The organism is Catenovulum agarivorans YM01 (genome assembly GCF_000281085.1).
Classification (GTDB): domain Bacteria; phylum Pseudomonadota; class Gammaproteobacteria; order Enterobacterales; family Alteromonadaceae; genus Catenovulum; species Catenovulum agarivorans.
The window spans coordinates 39,453-63,113 of sequence record NZ_JH767542.1 but is presented as its reverse complement, the minus strand read 5'-3'; the positions used below and the strand labels follow the sequence as shown (position 1 = coordinate 63,113).

15 protein-coding genes are annotated in these 23,661 nt (G+C 41.0%); 1 reads left to right on the top strand and 14 read right to left on the bottom strand.

The genetic code is table 11. From position 1 onward, the window contains the following. Positions 1 to 104 precede the first annotated feature (104 nt). The 6 genes from WSC_RS0120260 to WSC_RS0120235 form a co-directional block, all read right to left on the bottom strand. A complete protein-coding gene (locus WSC_RS0120260) occupies positions 105 to 3,209 on the bottom strand; it encodes a glycoside hydrolase family 2 TIM barrel-domain containing protein (RefSeq protein WP_016957788.1) in 3,105 nt (1,034 codons plus the stop codon). Positions 3,210 to 3,243: 34 nt separating this feature from the next. Then, positions 3,244 to 4,839, bottom strand: coding sequence for an arylsulfatase (locus tag WSC_RS0120255; RefSeq protein WP_016957787.1), 1,596 nt, complete (start codon positions 4,837 to 4,839; stop codon positions 3,244 to 3,246). 3 nt (positions 4,840 to 4,842) lie between these two features. Further along, on the bottom strand, positions 4,843 to 6,231 hold the full coding sequence (locus WSC_RS0120250; protein ID WP_237716341.1) for a sulfatase: 1,389 nt from the start codon (positions 6,229 to 6,231) through the stop codon (positions 4,843 to 4,845). Positions 6,232 to 6,467: 236 nt separating this feature from the next. Continuing rightward, positions 6,468 to 8,105 carry a LamG domain-containing protein gene (locus tag WSC_RS0120245; RefSeq protein ID WP_016957785.1) on the bottom strand — a complete coding sequence of 546 codons (1,638 nt, stop codon included), beginning with the start codon at positions 8,103 to 8,105 and terminating at the stop codon, positions 6,468 to 6,470. Then, a complete protein-coding gene (locus tag WSC_RS0120240; RefSeq protein ID WP_016957784.1) occupies positions 8,092 to 8,679 on the bottom strand; it encodes a sigma-70 family RNA polymerase sigma factor in 588 nt (195 codons plus the stop codon). The genes WSC_RS0120245 and WSC_RS0120240 overlap by 14 nt, the downstream gene beginning before the upstream one ends. 357 nt (positions 8,680 to 9,036) lie before the next feature. Further along, positions 9,037 to 12,357, bottom strand: a complete 3,321-nt coding sequence (locus tag WSC_RS0120235; protein WP_016957783.1) for a glycosyl hydrolase — start codon at positions 12,355 to 12,357, stop codon at positions 9,037 to 9,039. A 238-nt stretch (positions 12,358 to 12,595) separates the two neighbouring features. Here WSC_RS0120235 and WSC_RS0120230 point away from each other — a divergent pair, with 238 nt between their 5' ends. Continuing rightward, positions 12,596 to 14,275 carry a BNR-4 repeat-containing protein gene (locus tag WSC_RS0120230; protein WP_016957782.1) on the top strand — a complete coding sequence of 560 codons (1,680 nt, stop codon included), beginning with the start codon at positions 12,596 to 12,598 and terminating at the stop codon, positions 14,273 to 14,275. A gap of 243 nt (positions 14,276 to 14,518) precedes the next feature. On the opposite strand, the gene WSC_RS0120225 is transcribed toward WSC_RS0120230, so the two are convergent. The 8 genes from WSC_RS0120225 to WSC_RS25400 form a co-directional block, all read right to left on the bottom strand. After that, positions 14,519 to 14,950, bottom strand: coding sequence for a MerR family transcriptional regulator (locus WSC_RS0120225; RefSeq protein ID WP_016957781.1), 432 nt, complete (start codon positions 14,948 to 14,950; stop codon positions 14,519 to 14,521). Positions 14,951 to 15,014: 64 nt separating this feature from the next. Beyond that, on the bottom strand, positions 15,015 to 15,470 hold the full coding sequence (locus tag WSC_RS0120220; protein WP_016957780.1) for a VF530 family protein: 456 nt from the start codon (positions 15,468 to 15,470) through the stop codon (positions 15,015 to 15,017). Between the two features lie 97 nt (positions 15,471 to 15,567). After that, the gene (locus tag WSC_RS0120215; protein WP_016957779.1) at positions 15,568 to 16,950 is read right to left on the bottom strand and encodes an RNA-binding domain-containing protein; all 1,383 of its coding nucleotides are present in this window, start codon (positions 16,948 to 16,950) and stop codon (positions 15,568 to 15,570) included. 82 nt (positions 16,951 to 17,032) lie between these two features. After that, positions 17,033 to 17,575 carry a DUF924 family protein gene (locus WSC_RS0120210; RefSeq protein ID WP_016957778.1) on the bottom strand — a complete coding sequence of 181 codons (543 nt, stop codon included), beginning with the start codon at positions 17,573 to 17,575 and terminating at the stop codon, positions 17,033 to 17,035. Next, a complete protein-coding gene (locus WSC_RS0120205) occupies positions 17,565 to 18,410 on the bottom strand; it encodes a heparin lyase I family protein (protein ID WP_016957777.1) in 846 nt (281 codons plus the stop codon). The genes WSC_RS0120210 and WSC_RS0120205 overlap by 11 nt, the downstream gene beginning before the upstream one ends. A gap of 95 nt (positions 18,411 to 18,505) precedes the next feature. Next, positions 18,506 to 21,316, bottom strand: coding sequence for an alpha-L-rhamnosidase (locus WSC_RS23585; protein ID WP_016957776.1), 2,811 nt, complete (start codon positions 21,314 to 21,316; stop codon positions 18,506 to 18,508). Positions 21,317 to 21,482: 166 nt separating this feature from the next. Beyond that, on the bottom strand, positions 21,483 to 22,970 hold the full coding sequence (locus WSC_RS0120195; protein ID WP_016957775.1) for a BNR-4 repeat-containing protein: 1,488 nt from the start codon (positions 22,968 to 22,970) through the stop codon (positions 21,483 to 21,485). A gap of 115 nt (positions 22,971 to 23,085) precedes the next feature. Beyond that, positions 23,086 to 23,661: alpha-L-rhamnosidase C-terminal domain-containing protein (locus WSC_RS25400; protein ID WP_040395314.1), on the bottom strand; the 576-nt coding region annotated here is incomplete at its 5' end.

The following is a 23,661-nucleotide window of genomic DNA, read 5'->3' as shown; positions in this document are numbered from 1 at the left end:
TCGATGATATTTAGACATAAAAGACCCCCAGTAATTGGATAGTCCAACTATTGGGAGTCACTTCACGATAGCGGGCTTTTTAGTTTGTGAAGCTTAGTTTCGGTTTACTCTAGAACAAATTGGTCAATGTTCGGACCACTTTCACCCATAGTTCTAAACTCAATATGATTAGCGCCTTTTACTAAAGTGAATTCAGCAATGGCTTGTTCGCTCCATTTGCTGTCCCAGCTTCCTGTAGGTTCAAATTCAATTTCAGTCGCTTTTTCATTATTGATGTAAATAGCAATGCGGCGTTTGGTTTTTTGATCGTTGTGGGTGTAGCGGAATACAGCTTTGTATACACCTTCAGCTCCATCGTTTTCGTGGTACCAATACAACGAACCTTCTTTGTCGTTAAAGGTTGAGTAACCACCACCATGTACGCCATGAGCGTCTGTTACTGCTGCTGCACTGCCTTTGTATTCGGCCGCTTCACCTTGCATCGACAAGCCGCGACCTATCCACATATCAGCTGAGTGTTCATCACCCCAAAAAATACCAACACCATCACCAAAGCTTTGTTGCATCTCTAACAAAACTTTGCCTTTTACCATAACTTTAGCGTAGACAGTGTCGCCATTTTTAACGGTAAATGGTTTGTCGTAAGTTTGCATCTTGGTTGCGTAGGCATTGTTAATTGCATAAACAACTTCTACATGTTGCATTTGATAACGAGCGCTGTCGGTTAATGGTAAGTATTGTACGTCTATGCTTACTTGGTTAGATAAACGTAATGCTTCGTCACCAACAATGGCACCTATGGTTGCGTATTCCATTGCTTGTGGGTATTTAACCTCAACAAACGCACGGGTTTTACCCATAAATAATTCGCGGTAGTTAGCTCGCACTCGATTGGTGTGATCATAAGGTGAACCATTTTCCAACGCTTTAACTTTTACCCCATCGCTGAAGTGGTAATAGACCTTATGTGCGCCATATGGGTAAAACTCTTGGTTTTTATCAACTGTTTTTGTTGAGATAACTTTAGCCGTGTCAAAGCCAGATTCAGCTTCAAATACTTCGACTTGATGCCTTAATGCAACAGGTGCACCTGCAGTATTTAAAGTTTGTTCTAAAACTTTTTGACCATTTTTGTAGCCAACAGCCGTTAATGTGCCAGGTTGCCAAGGCACCATCCACTCACATTGCATGTCTTCTGCTTTTAGGCCTGGTTTGTCTTTGCCTAAAGATTTGCCATTTAAGAACAATTCAACTTCGTCTAGGTTTGAGTAAACCCAAACTGGAATTTTTGTGCCTTGTTTCATGGTTGGATGTGTCCAACTGGGCAATATGTGCAATGAAGGCTCGTCTAACCATTGGCTACGATAGAAATGGAATAGGTCTTTTTTAAAGCCTGCTAAGTCTAAAGCACCACCCATAAAGGCGATAAACGGCCAACCACCATGGGCTAAACCTGCTTCACCGTGGTAGTCGAAACCTGTCCAACGGAAGTGACCCGCATGATGTGGTAAGTCGCGCGCCATTTCCCAGTTTTTACGCGCATTAATACGCACGGTTGCATTGTCGTAAGATGAGTTTAAATGTTGTTTTTGGTTTACCCAGTCTTTTGGATCTTTCCAATCGTAAAAGAAAATTTCTTTGTCAGTTAAATTAGGTAAATCGAAGGTGTCACTTTTCGGACCATCACGCCACCAAGTTTGAGTGCGGTAATAACCACGAGTTTGCCATGTGTGTGGCGCTTCGGTAGAAACAAATGGGCGGTCGAATCGACGTTTAAAGAAGCTTTTGCTTTCAGAGCCACCGTTAATACCAACTACGTCCATACCTTCTTTATTGGTTGAACCAGAAGTCACAAACCTTGTTGGGTCAAATTCTTTTACAGCTTTTACTAGCTCTGGCGCTATTTCGCCGTGGGTTTCGTTACCTACGCTGTAAATAATAATTGAAGGGTGGTTGCGGTTCCGCGTTACCCATTCTTCAATGTCGGTTTTCCACCATGTATCAAAGTGGTGTGCGCCGTAGTCGTGTAATGCTTTTTGTTTCCAGCCGTCAAAAATTTCGTCCATTAACATGATGCCAAGTTCATCGGCTAACTCGTAAAACATTGGTGGGTAAGGGTTGTGGCCAAGGCGCACTGCGTTAACCCCCATGTCTTTTAACAGTTGTAGTTTCCAACGTAATAATGGTTTGGTCCATGCGCCGCCAACTGGGCCGCCTTCGTAGTGCTCTGAAACACCTTGAATTTTTACGTTTTTACCATTAATCCAAAAACCAGTTTCGGTTTTCCATGCAATATCACGCACACCAAAATTGCTATTGTCGCTGTCGATTATTTTGCCTTTATGCAGTATTTCAACATTTAAGTTGTATAAGTAACCTGCATGTGGGTTCCAAAGTTTTGCATTGGTTAATTCAAACGAAAACTGGTACTTGTCTTGTTGCTTAAGCTTTTTCAAGGCTGATTTACCAGTTAAAACTTCAGCACCTTCTTGATCAACAACGCGGTAACGCACGTCATAGTCACCAATGCGTTTAACAGCTTTGCTCAGTTCAAATTCTGTTTGTACTGTGCTTTTTTCGCCAACAACAGGTGTATGAATAAATAATGAGTTGTGCTTGATATGAGTTGGGTCTACCACAACTAAGCGCACAGGCGCATAAATACCACCTGGGTGATACCAACGTGCCGATGGTTGTAATTCATTATCAACACGCACACTAATTACATTGTTGTCACGGTTTAGATGTTCAGTGATGTCGTATTGAAAGCTGATATATCCATATGGGCGATTACCGAGTAGCTGGCCATTTAGCCACACTTCACTATTCATATATACGCCGTCAAATTGGATAAATACTTGTTTTCCTTGCCAGTTGTTGTCAAATGCAAAGTGTTTGCGATACCAAGCTAATCCACCACCATGGTTACCACCAAATTGTTTTTGCGAGCCGTCTTTGCTGACGCCTTCTTCAAAAATATAGTCGTGTGGTACATCTAATACAGTCCAACCGCTGTCGTTATGCTGTTTGTTTTTATAGGCGCTGTGATCGCCTAGTTTAAACTTCCAGTTGTGATTAAAGTTGATTTCTTGTCTGGTGTTGTTGCTAACGGAAGCATTGGCGCTGGTAATAGCCAGTGCTCCAGCTAACAATAACATCAACATAGCGCTTTTTTGATAAAGCCATGTTAGTGGTGTTGCTTTTTTCATCTTTATTGAACCCTATATTAAGAGAGTTAGTTATTTAAAATTTGTTGTTTGGCCAAAAGTCAAAATTCCACGCATCGATAAACGATTGAGTGCGTGAGGTTTCCATCAGTTCCTTTGCTTGCTGAACAATATCAGGGTGTTGAGCCGCGATATTCTGCTGCTCTGATGGATCATTTTTCAGGTTGTACAATTCAATTGGTGGATTTTTTCTTTGTCCTTGTTTAAAAAAGCGCACCGCTTTCCAATCACCATTTTGTTCGTCACGAATACGAACGGCCTGGGCGTGAAATCCATTCGGGCGATGAAATTCCCAATACAAGCTGTCGTGCTCTTGTTGCCCTGGTTTGTTTAGCAAGGTTGGCAAAAAGGAAATGCCATCTGTTTTAGTTGTGAGCGGTACATTCGCCAAGTCGGCTAATGTAGGTAATACATCCCAAAACGCTGACGCATGATCGGTTGTTTGCCCAGGTGCAATTTGGCCAGGCCAATATGCTATGGTTGGCATGCGAATACCGCCTTCGTAGAGGTCACGTTTGTAACCTCTAAAATCGCCATTGCTATCGAAAAATTCAACGTCTGCGCCGCCTTCTTTGCTTGGGCCATTGTCACTGGTGAAAATGATTAAAGTATTGTCTGCAATGCCAAGTTTTTCCAGCAAGGCTTTTACTTGGCCAACACCTTGATCTATATGACTTATCATTGCTGCACGCGCAGCACGTGGTCGACGCTGCGGCAAATAGGCTGATTTGACACCGTATGGTGTTTCGTCAAATTGGTATTTGTCGATTTCATCTTCTGGTGCTTGCAACGCCGCATGCGGGCCTGCATATGCCAAATATAAAAAGAATGGATTGTGTTGGTTTTCTTTAATATAACGCAGTGCATCTTGTGTTAGACGCTCTTGCGCGAAGTCTTCGCGCAAGTATGCTTTATAACTTTCTGGATCGTTTGGGTCGACACCTTCAGGTAAAGACTGGTGAGGGTGAACAAATTCATTATTTAAGGCAAACCATTGTTCGTTTTTCCACAAGTGAGTCGGATAGTGGTTGTGCGCTTGTTTTTGATCTAGATAACCAAAAAAATAATCAAAACCTTGTTTGTTTGGTGTGCCATAAGAGCCTGGCCCACCTAAGCCCCATTTACCAATTAATGCGGTTTTGTAACCTGCATCTTGCATCACGGTTCCTAAAGTTGTGGTGCCCGGTTTTAATGGTAATTGGCCAAACTCGCGCTCGTCAGTGAAATCCCCTAACTCGTAGTTTCCGCGAATTTGACTATGCCCTGAATGTAGACCTGTCATTAAGGCGGCGCGTGAAGGTGCACACACTGTATTGCCAGCATAATGTTGATTGAAGGTTAAACCTTCATTAGCCAGTTGTTGTAGATTGGGGGTACGAATTTTCTGTTGGCCATAAGGCTCAATGTCACCTATGCCTAAATCATCGACAATAATATAGATAACATTAGGTTTATTCTTTGCTGAATTATTTGTTGCTTGCAAGACTGGTTTATTGATATTCGAAGTTGCGCCACAACCGCTAATCGCAACAATGCAGCTGGTGACAACAAGTGCATTTTTAATTTTATTAAACACAGAAGTGACCTCTATCGGGTTAAAACTTAACAGCATGTTTTATTTTTTACCTTTGGTTTTAAGCAATCTTTGCTCTGTGTATTTGGCAGTAAATTCTGCGTCGTATTTAGGGTTAGCTTGAGTTGGTACAGGTGCGTTAATAGACTCGCGCCAAGACTGCATTTCTGCTGCCAAAGCTTTCACTTTGTTTGGTAGATAAGGTGCTAAGTTGACATGTTCACCTAAGTCACTTTCTAAGTTGTATAACTCGTAACTGTTGTCTTCGAAATAATGGTGCAGTTTCCAATTACCTTGACGCATGCTGCTGCCGGGGCGTGTGCGAAATAACGGATCACGGTTTTGATCTGCTATTGGACTATAGGCTTGTAAATAAATAGGAAAGTGCCAATACAAATTACGCGTTGCAAGCGGCTTTTCTTCCAATAACAATGCGGATAAATCGGCACCATCAAGTATTTGATTGGATACGTCTGCGCCAATCAATTTGGCAAATGTTGGATAAAAATCAGCGTTTACTACTGGGGTTGCATCTATTTTCGCTTTGATTTTTTTAGGCCATGAAATAACCAGCGGTACGCGCACGCCACCTTCATAGTAACTACCTTTACCACCGCGCAGAGGGTCTTGATGCGCGATTGCGCGAATACCACCATTGTCCGAAGTAAATACAAGCAGAGTATTATCCATTAGATTCTGTTGCTCTAAGCTGCGGACAATCCGACCTATATTGATATCCATCAGCTCAACCATAGCTGCATAAGTTGCATGGCGGCTGTCGCGAATACGAGGATGGCTTAAGTATTTTTCTTTAACAGATTCAATTGCTTGAATGGGTGTATGCACTGTGTAATAAGGCACATATGCAAAAAATGCTTGCTCTTTTACTTGAGTTATCCAAGAAATTAACTCGCTGGTGATACGGTTTGGTAAATATTCACCATCAGGCCCATCAGTTAGATGAGGCATATTGTACGGGCTAAAATAACTGTTTGGATGGCCTGCAGTGTAACCTGCTACATTGTGATCAAACCCTTGTGTTTTTGGGTCTTCCCCTAAATGCCATTTACCAAATGTACCTGTTGTATAACCATTTGATTTAAACATTTCTGCCATAGTGACTATGCTGTCATCAAGTAGCGGCGTATTTGGTTCAGGAATTATCTTGCGAGTTTTTTCATTGCCTCGCTCTGATGAATTTACCGTATAGACACCATGCCTTGGTGAATATTGACCACTCATTAGCACGGCTCTGCTTGGTGCACAATTTGCAGCACCTGCATAGGCGTTGGTAAAAACCGCACTTTTGGCTGCAAGTGCGTCAATGTTTGGCGTGTGAAAAACACCTGTGTGGTCGTTATAGCCAACATCAACCCAACCCAAATCGTCGACCACTATCAAGACAACATTTGGGGCTTGATTTTGTGCCATTGCCCAGCAAGGCAATAACAATAGGAGTATTTTAAAGGTATTTAGCAAATAGCTAACATTTGCTAAATCTCGTGAATTTTTAGTTTTGTTCATTTTCGTCGTTATGTCTAACAAGTTAATTTTGCGTTAAGCAAAAACATCGCCTAATAAGATAATCAGCGAAAATGAAAAACTGATACCCTTAAATCTCAAACTTTTTTGTGTGTGGGGCAAAAAAGTTTGAGACGGTTTAAAAGTTACTTTGAATTGGGGTTATGAATGATATGACTTGGCAAGCCTGTTACGAAATCCAATTCAAATGTGGTGTTTTTGGGTAAAGTTAATCTTGGTCTTGGTGGCAATGCTTGATCGCTTGGCGGTAAACCAATGAGGTTTTTACCTTGCTGATAATATTCAAGGTGTTGATTTACCATAAATTCTGGCAGTGCATAGTCATAAAAGGCTACTTCATCAATAACACCTGCAAAGGCTTCTTTGTGCCATCTTTCTTTAGCTGGGTTATTACCGATTGCGGCTAAACCTGGACCGCCTGATAGTATTTTAGAACCAACAGGATATTGATAAGACGCCAAGCGTTTGCCATTGATATACATGGCTTTTAACCCTGTTTGCACATTGTAAGTAGCAACAACATGATGAAAATTACCATCGGTTAAATCTGTTAAGCTTGGCCTACCCTCTTTACCATCAAGCGGGAGTTTGAGTTCGTGATAACCTTGCCCCAAGATAAACAGGCCAAAACTTAAACTTTGTTGATATTCTCCATTCGGTCTTAGAAAGCTCTTACCGCGGTCGTTCTGAAAGCTTAGCGTGATTCGTAAGTCTTTGTCGCCATGGTCTTTGCGGAATATTTCATCTATTTCGCCAAATTTCCCTGAGTAATTTGGCTTAATGAGCGCTTCAATTGTGACACCATCATTTACTGCAAACGTGCCCGTGCCAGGTGCTGTGCCACCGCCACTGCCAAGCTCTATGCGTGCGTTTTCGCTATTATCAAACATAAACGCACCTTGGCCAACTAGCCCTTTGATTCTTTTAGCGCCTGTAGCTGGTATGCCATGGGCATTACCTGCTGAGTCGAATACTCGATCACCCTTGTCGTTAAAACCCCAATAATGTTTTGGTCGCCAGCGCAGCGGTGTTATGCCGGTATTTTCACCTGTTGTTAGCCTTGGAGCGCTGTGGGTTAAATCAAATATTAGCCCATTACCATTTGGATGCAGAATGCCCTTTTTAGCGTGCAAAATCAGCTTTTTGTTCTCACCAGGTTCAATGGTAATTTTACCCAGTTTTAGCCTAATTTCATCGTGGTTAAATAGTTTAATAATGGAGTCTTTAGTTAGATGCAGCAGGCGGCCATCGGTCATTTCAAGTGTGGCATCTTGTTCAATTCGGTAATCACCAGTAAATAGATAATCACCTTGCATATCCGCGTGCCGCCCCATTGGGATGACCACGCCATCAATGACTTGAGCAATATGGCTGGTTGCGCTGCGAGTTGCATACCACCATATACTTACAATGATGCTGATAATCACAAGCAGTCCAAAGAAAATGACTCTTTTTTTAATGCGAAAGTAATCTGGATCTTCTTGCTCGTGGTCAAAAGTATTATTGCCGTGATTTGGCGGCGGTGTGTCTTTTGGACGGACAACAAACTCTTCAGAAATACGACGGTAGATAAACTCCATATTGTTATCGGCCGGCGATTTAAGCTGCATATGCATGCTTAGATAGTCGTAGTAAAACTCTTGCGCTTCGTAATTACCTGTAAGCAGTGTTTCAAGTTGTACAAGTTGCTCATTGGTCGCGCAGTCTGAACACACCGCATCAGCAATATCTCTTACTTCTGGGAATTTGTCACTTGTGCTCATGCTCTGCCTCTTGTACTTTTTTCTCTACACAGTCGTACAATTTTTTACGTAATTTAAAAACGGATTTACGGATAGCGTGAATTGACCGACCCGTTTTATCTGCAAGATCTTGGGCGGTTAGGTTTTCAACGTAAAAATTGTGATAAATTTGTTTGAGTGGGTCTGACAATAAAGAACGGCAATGTTCTAGATAACGCCATTTTTGTTCTTGTGTGCCGTACTGGCTTTCCAATATTGCTATGTTATTACTAAACTCTTGCAAAAAATCATCACTTAAACCTAGTTGATATTTTTTGTTGGCTTGGCGGTGATGACGAACTCGATTAAATGCTATTACATTCGCCCATTTAGAAAAGTTGGTGCCCAATTCAAATTTTTCGAACTCTTGCCACAAGGTCAAACTGGTTTCTTGAAAAATATCATCGGCGATAGCTTGGTTTGATACAAAAGCGTAGATATAGGTGTATAGCCGATTTTTATCAGCTTCAAATAATTTTTTAAACTCCGATACTCGCGCGACCTCGCTAGCTTGAGTGTTTAATTGTTGTTTCGGTTCGGGTTTGTTTGAAAGCAAAGTTCAACCTACATTAACCATTTGTTAAAATTTTGATATTAAGTAGCACTATACAGCATTGAATTAAATAACGGCAAGCCAGAGAGTGTAAAAAATAGTTGATATAGACTGATATTGAGTGGAAGTGAGTGTTTGATAGAATGGCCCTTGCAGTGAAAACTGATAAACTCTCCTTCCTAGTCAACATTCGTTGAAGTTTTACGCTCTATGTGCGCGTTGTTTAGCGATAAACACCATGTAAGAACTGAAATTGTTAAAGCTTGTTCTGTATTTACCGCCTACTAACAGAGCTGGCCTTAACATTTGCTAAGGCCAAAGGTTCTCCGTAAGAGCTCGCGTTAAACCAACGGTAAGAGTTTACAGATGAATGATGCGTACAGGCCCTAATAAACCTGAAGTTTGTAGTTTCTTGGCTGATTCTTTGCTAAAGAAATTGTAGCCAGTAAAGGTGACTCTTTGGCTTTTTGGCGGTTTTTGATTGGCATTTAACCATGGCACAGTATCACCTGTCATCTGATAGCCGCTGGTATCTGGCAATGCTTCGTCACCAATTAATCGATTAACCCAGGTATTGGTTACTTTTATCTGTAACTCATTAAAACCAGCTTGAACTGCCGACTTTATATCCAGTGCAAACGGTGGTTTCCACAAGGTTTTTAAGTTCACACCATTAATGCTGACTTCAGCAATTTGTTGCACTTCGCCTAAATCTAAATAGATGTGCTCGGACGAAGCGATATCTTCAGCTGAGACATTAAAGGGTTTGCTGTACACTGCTGTGCCAGAATAATACTTGATGCCTTCATCACTATGATTTACCCAATCGGTCAAACCGGTAAATATGGTTTTGCCAGGACCCGCCCATTGTCGATCGAATTCAACAGCCCAATTGCCAGTTAAAGTTTGTGATTTGTTAGCTGTTTGGCTGTATATGTCGTTAACTAAAGTTGAATGCGTACCTGTGTAATCAACTTTGTTGTTATCGCGGCGAATAAGAACAAAACGGCTTGCGTGTGGTTCGAGTACTAGCGAAGTTTTTAACCGAGTACCTTCATGGCTAAATTGACTGATTTTTTCAATACTACCATCATCAATATTCCAGATTTCAGCAATGCCATCACCATCACGAATATCAAGATTAACTTGTTTTACTTGAGCAAATTCGTTGTGGAAAAAATACAAGGTATTTTCGCCAATACGGCGTTTGGCAAAGTGTTCCATCGGCTGGCCATCAATGATTAGATCTGGCTGAAAACCAAGCTGAGTTATAGAGTCCTCTAGGTTGTAACTGCTCACTAGACCTTTTTTGTATGCTGTAACCGCGTCATTTTCATTGCCCCAAAGCTGATTAGCTATACGGCTAAATTCTGCTTGATGCGGCCACTCACTATAACCAATTACTTTTTGCGGTTTTTCACCAATCACAGTTGCGCCAGCTGCAACTAATTCTGCAATGCGTTTTAGTGTTTTAAAATGCATATAGTTCGTTGTGTTTAGATACAAAGCGCGATAGCGGGTGCCTTCAGGTAAGACTAAATAACCATCTTTCACACTCATACGATTAAGTAATACATCACTATTGACCAAGTCATATTTAAAACCTGCAGGTACTTGAACTGAGCTACCACCACGTACTGGCGCGACATCACCCACATGCACTAAAAAATCGGCATCCGGGACACCTTGCTGCAATAAATACGAACCACGGGCTAAATATTTAAACCATTCAACACCGCCGTTGTACCACCAGGTTTGGGTTCGATCGAAATGCGAACCAATCGAGTCCATAGTCATGCCAGGTTTTATGTGGTTATTTGGCTGGTGGGCAAAACGGTGGAACATGGTTTCGTTGATACCACGTGTCCACATATGGTCGCCATGGTGTTTATAATAATAAGGGTGGCCTGACCAATGAACGACATTGATTGAGGTGAAAGATTCGGCTGAGATAATGTTTTTACCATAGATATGGCCAGATGAAATCGCAGCACTGGTGCGGCCATGATATTTTTTGTTCTTGCCAAATGGCGATTTCACCCAAAATTCGCCCATTAATCTGTCTGCTTTACCACCTGATGCCAATTCATCAAATGGTCCCCAGCCATAAGGTTCGATATAAGCTTCTAAGCCATATTCGTTTGAGATACGCGTAAATTCACCAAAATAGTTTTCTACCATTAAATCGGATAGGTGCTGGCGAAATTCTTGCAAGATACCGCCTGTGTGTTCTGGCGATTCAATTACCCGACCTGTCATTAAAGGTAACCAAGGAATAAAGTCGTAGTTGAATTTGGCTTTAAAGCTTAGGTCGACATTTTGCGTCCAGTTTTGTCCACCAACTTCATAGCTGTCAATTTCAGTCGTCTTCAATGATTGAATGCCTTTAGCTTTGGCTTTGTCAACTAGCTTGCCAACGTATTGCTCAAAATGAAAACGTAATGCTTGAGCATCAAATTTATCAACTTCTAATCCTTCACCTTCGACTGTGGCTGGCACATTAAACGCGCCAGTACTTGTATAACCAAAACGCAATACGCGCCAGTTGCCTTCGGGTAATTTAACCCCTTCTTTAGGTATTTCGCCCCGGTTTAAAACAATCACATCACTTGCTTTGGTAATGGCATCTGTTGCTATTGTTGGTGCTAAACTGAGTTTTCCGCGCTCCATCGAGTTCATTGAATACCAATCATTAAAGCGAGGGATTGACCATAAATCGAAGCGTTTGATGGTGATGGGTTTGTTGAATACTAAGCGGAAATATTTGGCTGTGTAGCCATCGTTTTTATCATCAACCAGCTGTGGGCTATACGCCCATAACCGCGCACCAGGACGTGGTTTTCTGAGTTTTTCTACTACAGTGGTAAAGTTTACCCCGTCGTTTGATATTTGCAGCGCCGCATCACCATGGCGATTGGGGGTTTCAATATGCAGGCTGCGTAAAGTGGTAGCCTCAGTAAGCTCTACTTGCAGCCAATATTTATTGTCTTGGTTGTTATTCTCAGTCTTTGGGGTATCCCAGCTGTCACGATTTTGCTGGTCGCTAAAATTAAATACAGTGTCCCAATCTTTATCTTTTAATACTGAGGTGTCTAAGTTTGGATTTGAGCTGGTAATTTTTGCATTAGCAAACGCATTACTTTGATTGTATTTATTGGCCGGTAAGGCAATCACAGCCACATCTCGATACAAGCCTTCATAAAAGCCTGGTTTTGGTGGAATAAGATTTTTACCGCCTTCAACTGCTAATTCCGACCAAGTAATACGCTTCATTGACATTTCAGGCGTAATCCAAGGGCCGCCGCTTGAGGTCCAGCCATCGGCATTGTGTATGCCAAATTCAATGTCATTTTTATCGGCTTCTGCCGCCGCGTGCACTAAATGGTCAAAAAATTCATCAGTGCCAAAACGAATGGGGCCTCTAGACGAATAGTTTTTGTCGCGCCTATGCACATGAAAGAAAATAGCGCCGCCAATGCCTGCATCTTTCATGGCTTTAAAGTCCCCACTAAATCCTGGTTTGCTCAAGTTGCCATTCATTGCATGCATCCAAGTTTTGGGTAAATAATTTTTTGCTGGTTGCTTAAAAGCTTCTGGTGAGAGCTCTGTCGCTAAACTGTTGGACGTTATTCCCGTTAGTAACATCAGCAAAGTGCAAGTTGTTATTCGTTTTATGTTCATTTGTCACCTATGTTTCATGTATAGCTTGATTCGTATATTTAAAAAAGGTCGAAAAGTAGCAAACTGATACCTGTTATTTAGGGTCTGTTGATTAATAATTATAAAAAATCGAATACTTGGGTATTAATTTGATTGAATTTGGTATCTTTTAAGTGAAAGTGAAAATAATACGCTAGAATTAGCTGTTATGTAGATAGATCAAAATTAGCTTTAGCTGGTTAGCACTATAGGTAGCAATATGAAATTTATAAAACGAAAAACAGTATTAGCAGCTTTAATTGGTAGCTCAATAGCACTATTAAATGCATGTTCTTCTTCAAACTCTGAAACTACGGTAACAGATTTGAGCGAACAAGAATTTTTGGCTCAACGCAGCGCATTAATTGCTAAATATTCAACTAAAGACAAAGTATTTGCGACTTTGCAGGCTCAGGTAAAACCTGGTGATAGCGAAAGTGCTGAGTATTGGCGCTGGCGTATCGACCAATATCTATATGGCCAATACCCTGAGTATCAGCCTATTTATAATACATACAAAAAAGGCAAAGGTTTTCACGACATTTATGAAATGCGGCCTGAGCAGTTGGGGCCGAAAAAACCTTTGCCGGATAAATTGCCTGCATTACCAGCCGATTATTTTTCCGATAACTTAGAAGGCAATCCGCACGCTGGCTGGCATGATGTAGTTGGCAACAAAATTTATATTACTTATCAAGGTGAGTTAACCGACCCTTACATTGCTAGTTTTGATATGGTTACAAAGCAGTGGGAAGGTCCGTATAAAGCGGCTGAAAGCACTTTATCAAAGGGTGACAGAAAAATTGATAGCCATGGTCGACCAATAATAGAAATAGACAGCAAAGGGCATTTGCATCTTATTTATGGTGGTCATGGTGGTGAGCGTGAAGACGGTTTAAACCCTATGTCTATCGATACGCCGCACGCTGGAGGCAGAATGTTGCATGTAATGTCGGAAAAACCGTATGACATTAGTAAGTTTGTTTATGTAGATGATATTACGCCGTTTGCTTCGTACACAGCTAGTGAAAAAATGGCTAATGGTGATATCTTCTTGTTCACTCGCGCTGGAACGCATAAATCACCTTGGGTTTATTACAAAATGCCTGCAGGACAAAGCCGATTTGAAAAGCCAGTGATTTTCACTTGGCCAGTACCACAGCAACATAACCCAATTAATGTTGATACCTTCTATATAAAACCTTTGCGTGTTTCCGACACTGAAATTGCTATTAGTTCTTTGTGGCATGAGTGTAACTTTTTGGAGTATCACGACAAAACAACCTATGCACGGGTAAATGTTTATTACATGAAGTTGGATACAATCACAGGCGACTTTTATAACGCACAAGGTGAAAAATTACCTTTGCCGATAACGCTAGATATTGCCAATCAAAAAACACTTGCATTTGATACCACTCAAAGGGAAGAAACGCCATTTGGTACAGATCCATTACTGTTAAAAGATGGTAGACCTGCTGTGGCGTATCAAGCGCGTACCAAAGACTATCGTGAGATGCGCATGGTGTCGTACAACAATGGTCAGTGGGTGCATAGTCAACCAATGCCTGGCACGACTAAACGCACATTGCGTGACGCCAACAATAAAGAAATTACAAAAATTGTTAGCCTAGAAGCTTTGGGTGATTCTAAACAGAGCAATAATGCGGTTGTTGTTTACAAAGATGCTAAAGGAAATAGTGTGTTTGCAACTGCTACAAGTAGCAATGGCCACGATTGGCAGGTGGACAAAGATCAATTTAGCTTAAGTAAAGCGCGCATTATGATGGAAGCTGTTAAAGATAAATCAGGCAATACGGTTGCAGTTGTTTTGAGCATCAGACGTGGCGACGCCCAACGTTTATATTTATGGCAAGACGGCGCATTACGTGGTGTGTAACTAAACTTAGCCCTGTTATAACAAAAAGGCCTCCAGCGTAAGTTGGAGGCCTTTAAATCCAAGTCGTTTGGATATAAAGCTTATTTACAGCAATCTGACTCAGCGCAACAATCACCACACGCACATACCTCATCACATTTGCAACTTTCGGTATTGCAACAGCATTGGTTAACCTGGGTGTTTTCTTCACAACATTTACATGACTCGCTCATCATCATTCTCCTGCTAGGTAAAAAACCGAATTTAAATAGAACTGCCGCAGCATTTCCATTCGTTTTCAAAGCATTGCAACAACTCGCAACTTGCCGATTCGCTACTGCAGCCACAACCTTCAGAAAAAGTTTCTAATGCTTTAACTGTTGCCTGTAATTCAACAATTTTTTGATTTAATTCTTGAATTTTGGCCAGCGATTTTTGCTTAACGACTTTTTGCGATTTACTGCAACTTCTGTCAAATACAAGAAACTCCTTAATTTCATCTAGCGAAAAGCCCAAAGTTTGCAGCTTTTTTACTAAACGGACGGTGCGAATATCTTCATTCGAATAACGGCGGAAACCATTCGTTTTTTCCGGTTGACGAATAATTTCTTTTCGTTGGTAATAACGTATGGTTTCTACACCTACATTCGCTGATTTTGCCAGCACACCTATGGTAATTGGAGTATTCTCTTTCATGACATTACCTATGTTAGCCTCTGTACCTAGGTACAGAGTCAAGTGTATTTGAGCAATTTTTTACTTACGAACAATTGGCCCATGGATCTGAGTTTGTTTTTTGTTTATTCCGCGAAGATCTCGAAGGCTGCTTTTTTCGATTGTTTTGTCTTTGCTGGTGTTTTTCAGCTCGTTTTTGCTTTAATCGTTTCGCATCAGAAAAGCTAAGTTCAGCCGGTTCGCGAGGTTGTTGATTGTCTGGCACTATCCGCTCACGAGGAGGTAACTCAAACTGCTCTGCCGATGCACGCGGTAAATTTTTATATTGATAGAGATAAAAAGCTTCAACTTTTTCACGCGCCCAATCTGTTTTTTGTAAAAATTTAGTGCTGGAGGCGATGCTGGCATTAGTTTTAAAGCAATTAATGCTGAGATAAGCGTAAAGTATTTCAAATCCATATTGCTCTACTAATTCTGTTAATAGCTGCTTTAAGCTAACGCCGTGCAGTGGGTTATTGTGGTAATTGATATTGTCGGTCATATTGTGCCGCAGCCCTAAGGAATGTATATAAAATATTATACCTAATTCGTTAGCATAGCGTTTAATAATATCGGAACAACAAAATTGATTTGTGGCATTAAAGTTCCTTGTTTTTGTCTTGATTGTTTTGCACTGTAATAAATTTTTGCTTCGGACTAGTTGGTTTTTCAGGAAGTGTTAATGTTAATTTTCCAGCGTCAATCAAAGGAAGCAGTATGTGTCGTCTAAAGTATTCTCTGTCTTTTAATCCTAAATGTTCTTGAATTTCGGAGCGAGATTTTGCACTTTGACAGAATGCTAATACTTTATCTTCATTGCTTTCAACTTGCGGGGTAGCTTGCGGGGTAGCTTGCGGGGTAGCTTGCGGGGTAAGCTGTTGTGAATCAATAAAACCAGCAGAATAAGGTAAGGTTACTCGAATGAAGTTCCGACTAAATTGATAAATACTTTGCGGGTAAACTGCTAAAATGCGCTGAATACCAGAACCCATTTGTTCGACTATGTCTAAATCTTTAAATACTCGCATCAGCTCTTTATTTTGAGGGATAGAATAACCCATAAAAAACTCTTCTTGACTCAAGCCTGCTGGAATACTGCCTGCTGAGGTTATTTCCAAACGGTCGCTGAATAATTCAAACTTTGGCGGAATTTCGCGGGTGAAATCATTGTGCACAATAGCGTTTATAACAGCTTCTCTAAGAGCGACCGGATTTAGCATTCTCCGCTCTAATCTTTCTTTAGCCGTAATTTGGGTAAATGTGCGGTTTTCTATGTTCAATTTATCTAGAATTGCTTTGGTTGCTTTTACTAAACAGCAGTACCCGTATTCTTCATTTTCAATCAAATTAACGCGGTCTGTTCCACTGTATTTGCCGACTTTGATCGAGCAACCATTTTTGTCGGAAAGCAAGTAGGCTGCGTAGTTCATTTTGCCGTCTTGCGTGAGTAGCTCTAAATTTTTAGTAAATTGCTCGTTAACTGTGTAGCTCGATTCATGGTAATAGATCTTAAGTTGTTCAAAGGTTAAATCTTGATAACGTGAAGTGATATTGCCAATTGAATTGCGCACTCGTTTTGCAAAAAAACTTTCAATCATATCGGCTGGCATTTGTTCACAAGCACTACCGATACGAATAAAACATCCTTTTGGGGTCATGCCATTTTTAACTAGGTAGTAAGGCTTTTCAGAGCCCCCAGCTATGACAATTTTTATAATTGTTTTATCTTGATGCTGCTCAAGCAACACATCAAATAAGCCCATAGTAGAAGGATGAATATTATTTTTGATTCTGTCTTTAATTTTTAGTTGAAGTTGATCTGGGTTGGTTAAGCCGATAACTTCACCGTTGTCGGCAACACCGATATAGACAATGCCGCCTTCTCTCAGATTCAAAAATGCGATTATCTCTTTCTCAAAATCAAGCTTATCAGTAAGCTGTAGCTTAAATTCTAAATGTTGATTTTCAGCTCCAATAATCACAACCCAGTGTCTCCTTGTTAATCTATCACTTTGCAATTAATTGTAGGAGTATATCATCGTTAGCCCGCAATTCGCGACAGCACTAAAAACTAGAGTTTGGTTGTTTGAGAAATTCAATTTCTTCTTTTGTAGATTCTCGGCCAAGTATTTTATTTCTATGCGGGTAGCGGCCAAATTTATCTATGATGTTTTTATGCTGTAATTCAAACTCTAAATTATTGGTCAAACCAGCGGCTTCAAATAACTTAACTGCTTCAACATGTATCAACTTTGATTCGCTGTGCATAAATGGCATATATAAAAAAGCTTGCTGAGTTGATGACAGCTGTTGGTCGAATTGCTGTGATATTGCGAATTGAGCTAGGGCTAATGCCATTGCATCGCTGGCGAATGCTTCAGGCTGGTCTCGATATATATTGCGTGAAAACTGATCCAGAGTAATGATTTCCGCTAAACTACCTAGCGCTGTAGCTCGCCAACTAAATAACTCGCCCGCTTTGGCTTGGTTATGTAAATCGCCAAAACGGGTTTGAATCAAGCGGTCAAACCCTGAGTCTTTTTGCCACCACTGTTTAGGTTCTAATTCATTAAACCAAAAATCTATTATTTGATTGCTATTTGCCATTACCTGATAAAACCGACTGTAAACTTGTGCCTACCTTCATATCATGAAAATAAGCATTTATGTCATATTTGCACGATTTTTTGTTGTATGCACCCCATTTAGGATAGACGAATTTGCCATCATTGGTGCGGTGGTACATGGTTGTTTTATCGCCAGATAATTTAACTTGGTATTTTTTCGATTCAAGATTATCCAGCTGCTGTTTTTCGCCGTTAAACCAAAATTCTACTAAGCCGCCAAAGTCATCTTTGTGCACTTTAATTCGCACAATAAAAGAGACCCACTCATTTTGTGGTATTGCTTTTCGCCACAAAACCGTGCGGCGAGCAGCATAACTTTTGGTGCCAATATAATCTGGGCCCCAAGCGTTTAAGGTTAAGTCGCCATCGTATTCCATATTAATTGGATAGTTTTGGTTGTGAGGCGCTGCCGATTTCCATTGAAATACCGTGGTTTCTTTATCAATTTTTGCACCGTCAACCGTGTCTATTTTCCAATTCCACGCAATGTAAATATCATCCCCTTCTTTTGGCGATAATGAATTTATTTTCCCTTCAAATCTAGCAAACTCACCGCGTTTTCTACCAATAGGTTTGTTAATTTTCCAAACCTGACCGTATTTAGCATCGTTAACTACGCTCACCGTTGATGAAGGAACACCTTTTTCATCGCCCTTTTTCACACAGTAGTCTTGCGGATAGTTACCATCGTCAAAGCGTTTAAAATAGTCATTTACATTGGTGCTTTTATTTGGGTCTGCTGACCAGATAATTTCTGCAGAAATTGGTTGAGCCAATAACGCGAACGCTGCCAACAACAGATTTAGTTTTTTCATATTCTTCTCTAATAAGTTTTACAAATGCTGGTTACATCGCCAAGTTGATTGGCGATGTTGAAATTTCGTATCTTCAAATCATTTTAGTTCATAATCTATCTTTTCACTTCGATTTTGTACTTGCCTGCTGTCAACGTTAGCTGGTTATTGCTGGGAAGCGATTGTTTTATAGGCTGGCCGTTTAAAGAAACGTCACCCGTCAATTTTGTTGTGCGCGAAGCTTTGTTCTGCTCTTGTTTGTTAAATATGTGGGTGGGTATTTCTACCTGTGCTGTGGTATTGGCCGGAATAACAATGTCTAACGTGACTGTGCTGCTGTTAAGCTGCCATTTTGAGCTAATTAAACCATGAGGTGATTGATAACTTGCCTCAACAAACGATAGATGTTCGGTGACAATTGGCGCGATACGTATATTTTGATAACCCGCAGTTAATGGGCTAATACCAGCCAAACGGTCATATAACCATTGGCCGATTGCGCCATACGCATAGTGGTTAAGTGAGCCTGCTTTTTTGGCGTAGCCTTTGTCAAAAGTAAAGCCATCCCAGCGCTCCCACATTGTGGTTGCCCCTTGGCTTACAGAATATAACCAAGATGGATAACTTTGTTTAAAGACTAAATCTAATGCCACATCGGCTCTGCCAATTTTGTCTAACACTGGCGCTATCAATGGGGTACCCAAAAAGCCTGTGCGTAAATGTCCGCCCGCAGCGTCAAATTGGGCCAACAAATGTGGCACAGCTTTTTGGGTGGTTTCTGCATCAAGCAAATCAAAACCAATAGCTAATAAGTAGGCTGTTTGCGTTTGTATACCTACTTTTAACCGCCCGTTTGCATCGAAAAAATGTTGTTGAAAGTCGCGTTTAGCTTGCTCAAATAACCTTTGGTAATCTTGCCAGTCTTGCTGTTTTCCCAACACTTTGGCAGTTCGTGCAACCAAATCGAGTGAGCGTGCATAAAATGCGCTGGATATTAAGGTATTGTCGGTTTCACCGCGTCTTGAATCTGGCATGGTGGAGTAGGGTTGCAACCAATCACCAACCGTCCACATGTGACTGATACCATCTTTTAATTGACCTTGGTGATATTTTATCCAGCGGGTCATCATATCGTAATTCTCAGCAAGGATGTCTGTGTCGCCTGTGCGCCAATAAACATCCCAAGGGATAGTGACCGCTGCGTCTGACCATCCAGCTTGCACGATTTCGCCTACTTCGTTTGGCACAACCACGGGCACACCATGATTTTCAAATTGCTCTTCGCGGATAGATTGCATCCAAGCGGCCCAAAACGCATGGCTGTCGGCGACAAATAATGAGGTATTAGCAAATGCGAGTGCATCACCTGTCCAACCTAAACGCTCTGAGCGTTGTGGGCAATCGGTTGGAATATCTAAAAAGTTGCCTTTTAATCCCCATTCAATGTTGGATTGCAATTGGTTTAACTGATTGTTTGAACTCACAAACGAACCAGCAAGCGCAAAATCTGTATACTGCACAATACCAGTCACCCAGCTTGTTTGTGGTTGATAGCTCTCATCAAAACCACTTATCTCGACATAGCGAAAACCGTGAAAAGTAAACTGAGGCTGCCATTCTACAACGCCGTCTTGTTTAGCAGTGTAAAAGTCTAGCTGTTTGGCGCTGCCTAAATTTTTGGTATATAGCGAACCATCGGCATTTATACCTTCGGCAAAACGTAAATTAAGCGTTTGCCCTTTCAACATTGGAATTTTTATCCGAGGTACACCCACCATGTTTTGCCCAAGATCAAATATGTATTTATCTGCGACTTTTGTGACGCTGAGAGCGGGTAATTCTTCTTTGTTTTTTGAGGTAAAGTGACGTTTAGGTGTGAGTAATACATCTTGCTCAAGTGTGGTTGTTTTTACCGCTTGCCAGCTTGACGTTGGATAGCCAACTTGATGCCAAGCTGTTTTATTATCAATGAGTTCAAAGTTAGCATCGTAACGCTCGCCATCGTACAAGCCAGAGGTACGAACTGGTCCATTTTGGGTAGCGCACCAATTTTTATCCGTGATAACCAGTTGTTTGCTGCCATCTACAAATTCTATTTCAAGTTGCGCCAGCACTTTTGGTGTTAGCTCTAGCTTTTTATGCCAATGACGTTTTGGGCCGAAACGGCCTGCATACCAACCTTCGGCTAGCTGAATACCAAAGGCATTTTTGCCTTGGTTTATCATATTGGTTACATCGTAAGTTAATGTTTCTATGCGCTTTTTATACGGCGTATAACCTGGAGTTAAAATATCATCGCCGATTTTTTTACCATTGATAAAAGCTTCAAATACCCCTTTAGCAGTAATGTACAAACGCGCTTTATTGATGGTTTTATTAGACGCAAATTCTGTGCGTAAATGCTGCGGTATATGGATAGGCGTTTTAAATTTATTTAGCTTTATTGGCTGTTGATTATCAATTTCAATCCATTGTGCTTGCCAGTCTTGGTTAGACAGCAAACCAAGCTCGAAGTGGGCGATTTCACTCCAATTAGAAGGCTGACCATGTTGATCCCAATATTTGACCTGCCAATAAACCTTTTGCCTTGAAGTAAGTGCTTTACCTTGATAATCAATAAAGGTTGTTTGATTGCTAGTAACAACTTGGCTATCCCATAAATCTGGCTGGTTTGGCAGTAACTCAGGGTTAGATGCAACCACTATTTGATAACGACTTTGCTGAATACTTTGCTCGATTTGTGGCAACTGCCACGAAAAATTGGGCGTTGCATCATAAAAGCCAATGGGGTTTACAAAGCCTTGGTTTATTTTTAGTTGCTGCGGCTGTTTACTTACAGGGTCAGTTGTTTCACCAACTAATGAGCAAGCTGGCAATATACAAAATGTTAGTAGCAAACAAATTGTTTTAAGTTTTTGGATAAACATGATTTTTCTTGTCTACAAATTTTAATTTGGGTTATATATGTAGAGACAGAAAAGTAGGAAATTGCTACCCAGTTATGGCTAAATTATTGAAGGCAGTTTTTACTGCAGCTGGTGAAATAAATTGGCATCAGTTATCCAGAATTCAGATTAACTAATGCCAATTAAATTATTTTTGTTGCTTGCGTACAACGGGTCCGTTATCACCGACTAAATACATACGTCGGTAATTGGTTGCATCGTGTTTCTCGGCAATGATGATCCGAGCATCTGGGTGGGCGTTACGGATAAATGAACTTGCAGCAGAACCTGGACTGTCTAGGTTGCTCAACGATTTTGGTCGATTGTTGTCTTTTGGTGGAGCGTCTATCCAATCTTCTTTAAATGTTAATAACTGTTCGCCTTGGCTAAAGGTTGTACCACCATTTTGACTATGCCACCAGCGTACTGCCGTTTTTCCTGTTGTTGGATCAATGCCACTCAATAAAAAACGAATGCTAGTATTCAATCCATCTCTATTACTTGTGCTAATGAAATCTCCACGGCCAATTGGCAAACCACTGTCAGTATTGCCAATCCATTCAGTGCCTGACCATCTGTAATAGGTTGCATGTTTAGGGCCGCCTATCTGCCAGCCAATATCGTCTCCAATATACGCAGAAATATGTGGGTTGCCTTGGGAGCCAACTTTGGTCGTGCCATTGAAGGTCCATTTTTCTCCAGTATTGATAGCAAGTGTTGTTAAATCGGCGTTTTCTTTAGTCAGCGGTATATTGAGTTTTTGTCCGTGAACATTGTGCCAATCACTCGTTTTGGTATCAAAGCTCATGTAGTACAGGTTTTTACGTTCGGTAGAGTGGCCGCCTCGATTATTTCTAGGGGCGTCTTTATCCCAACAATAGTGGTAGTCAAAACCAACAACAATTTGGTTGTTTAATCCTTTTGATACGTAAGCGTACCAGCTATCCACTAACATATCGTTTTGTCTTTTATGTTTTAAAAATGCAACAGGTGCTTCAAAGGTACGGCCGTTATCTGTTGATTTTTGATACACCCAGTCACTGCGGTGCGCTCCGTGGCGGTAGAATAGATATATATCTCCATTGTCCATTTTGATTGCTTGGTTGTAGGTGCCAAATGGCGATATGTTGTCTAGATCTTGCCAGCTACTAATATCATATGGTTTAGTCGATATCGAGTGTTTATTCTCTCCTGAATGAGAATTACCAAAAGCATTTTCGCCATGAATTTCAGTGACACCACCATGACCACCGTAAAATATATGAATATAACCAGCGTCATCAATCAACATGGTAGGTTTTCCGTGGCTGTCAATTTTTTTGCTCGGGTCTTTACCTAAAATGCTGGTGCCTGCTTTGATAGGGCCAACCCATTCTTTACTGCTGTGATTGTAAGCTGCGACGTACGGATCTTCTTGGGTGCCTTGGTAAGTGACATAGGTCACGCCATTGCGATATTCACCAGCTGGGTGCTGGACTACTGCTACGCCTTCGCCAAAACCATTTTCAGCAAAATAATCACGGGTTTGTTCGGTTGTTTGTTTACTCTTATTTTCAACGTCTATCGTAACATTGCTACAGCCCAGTAGTTGGGATGATAAGGCTACAGAAAGCAATAGTTTATTTATATCAAGCATAAATAGATCCTCATTGAGAATTTGTGGGGGAAGGGCAAATAATTGTTTGTAGGGTAGAGTGGTCAGTAAGCTATAGCTAAATGCCTTACTCAATGGAGTAAGGCATTTCAGACTACTACAAACTAAAACTCAGTCTGTATTTGCCAGTTTTATAAATTTGCGTAGGTTTACCCGGCAATGAAACTTTGGCGGTAGAGTTATTTGGCACTTCAAATTGCCACTCAAATGTATCGTCATTGCGCTGCCAGTTACTAACTATAGTGCCGTAGCCAGTTTTGTAGCTGGTTTCAACCCAGTCTAAACCTTTAACAAATACAGGCGCTAACTCAAAGTGTTGGTAACCTGGGTTATCCGCTAATGGACGAATACCACCTAAACCTTCGTAAAACCAACCATCGTAACCACTATGGAATGGGTGATTTAACGAACGGCCTGCAGGGTTTCTGCCTTCAGGATCTAACTCAGGATCCCATACCCCTTTGCGCTCCCATAAGGTGGTTGCTTTTAATTTTTCAAATTGCCATTTGTAACCTGGGTAACCTTCAGCGGTGAAAATACCAAAAGCTGTATCACCGTAACCATAATCGCTCAGCGCACGGTATACGTATGTTTGCCCCAAAGCACCAATTGAACCATGACCATTCCAGTTTTCTAAAACATCTTTATTCAATGCATCAGCAATAGATTGATG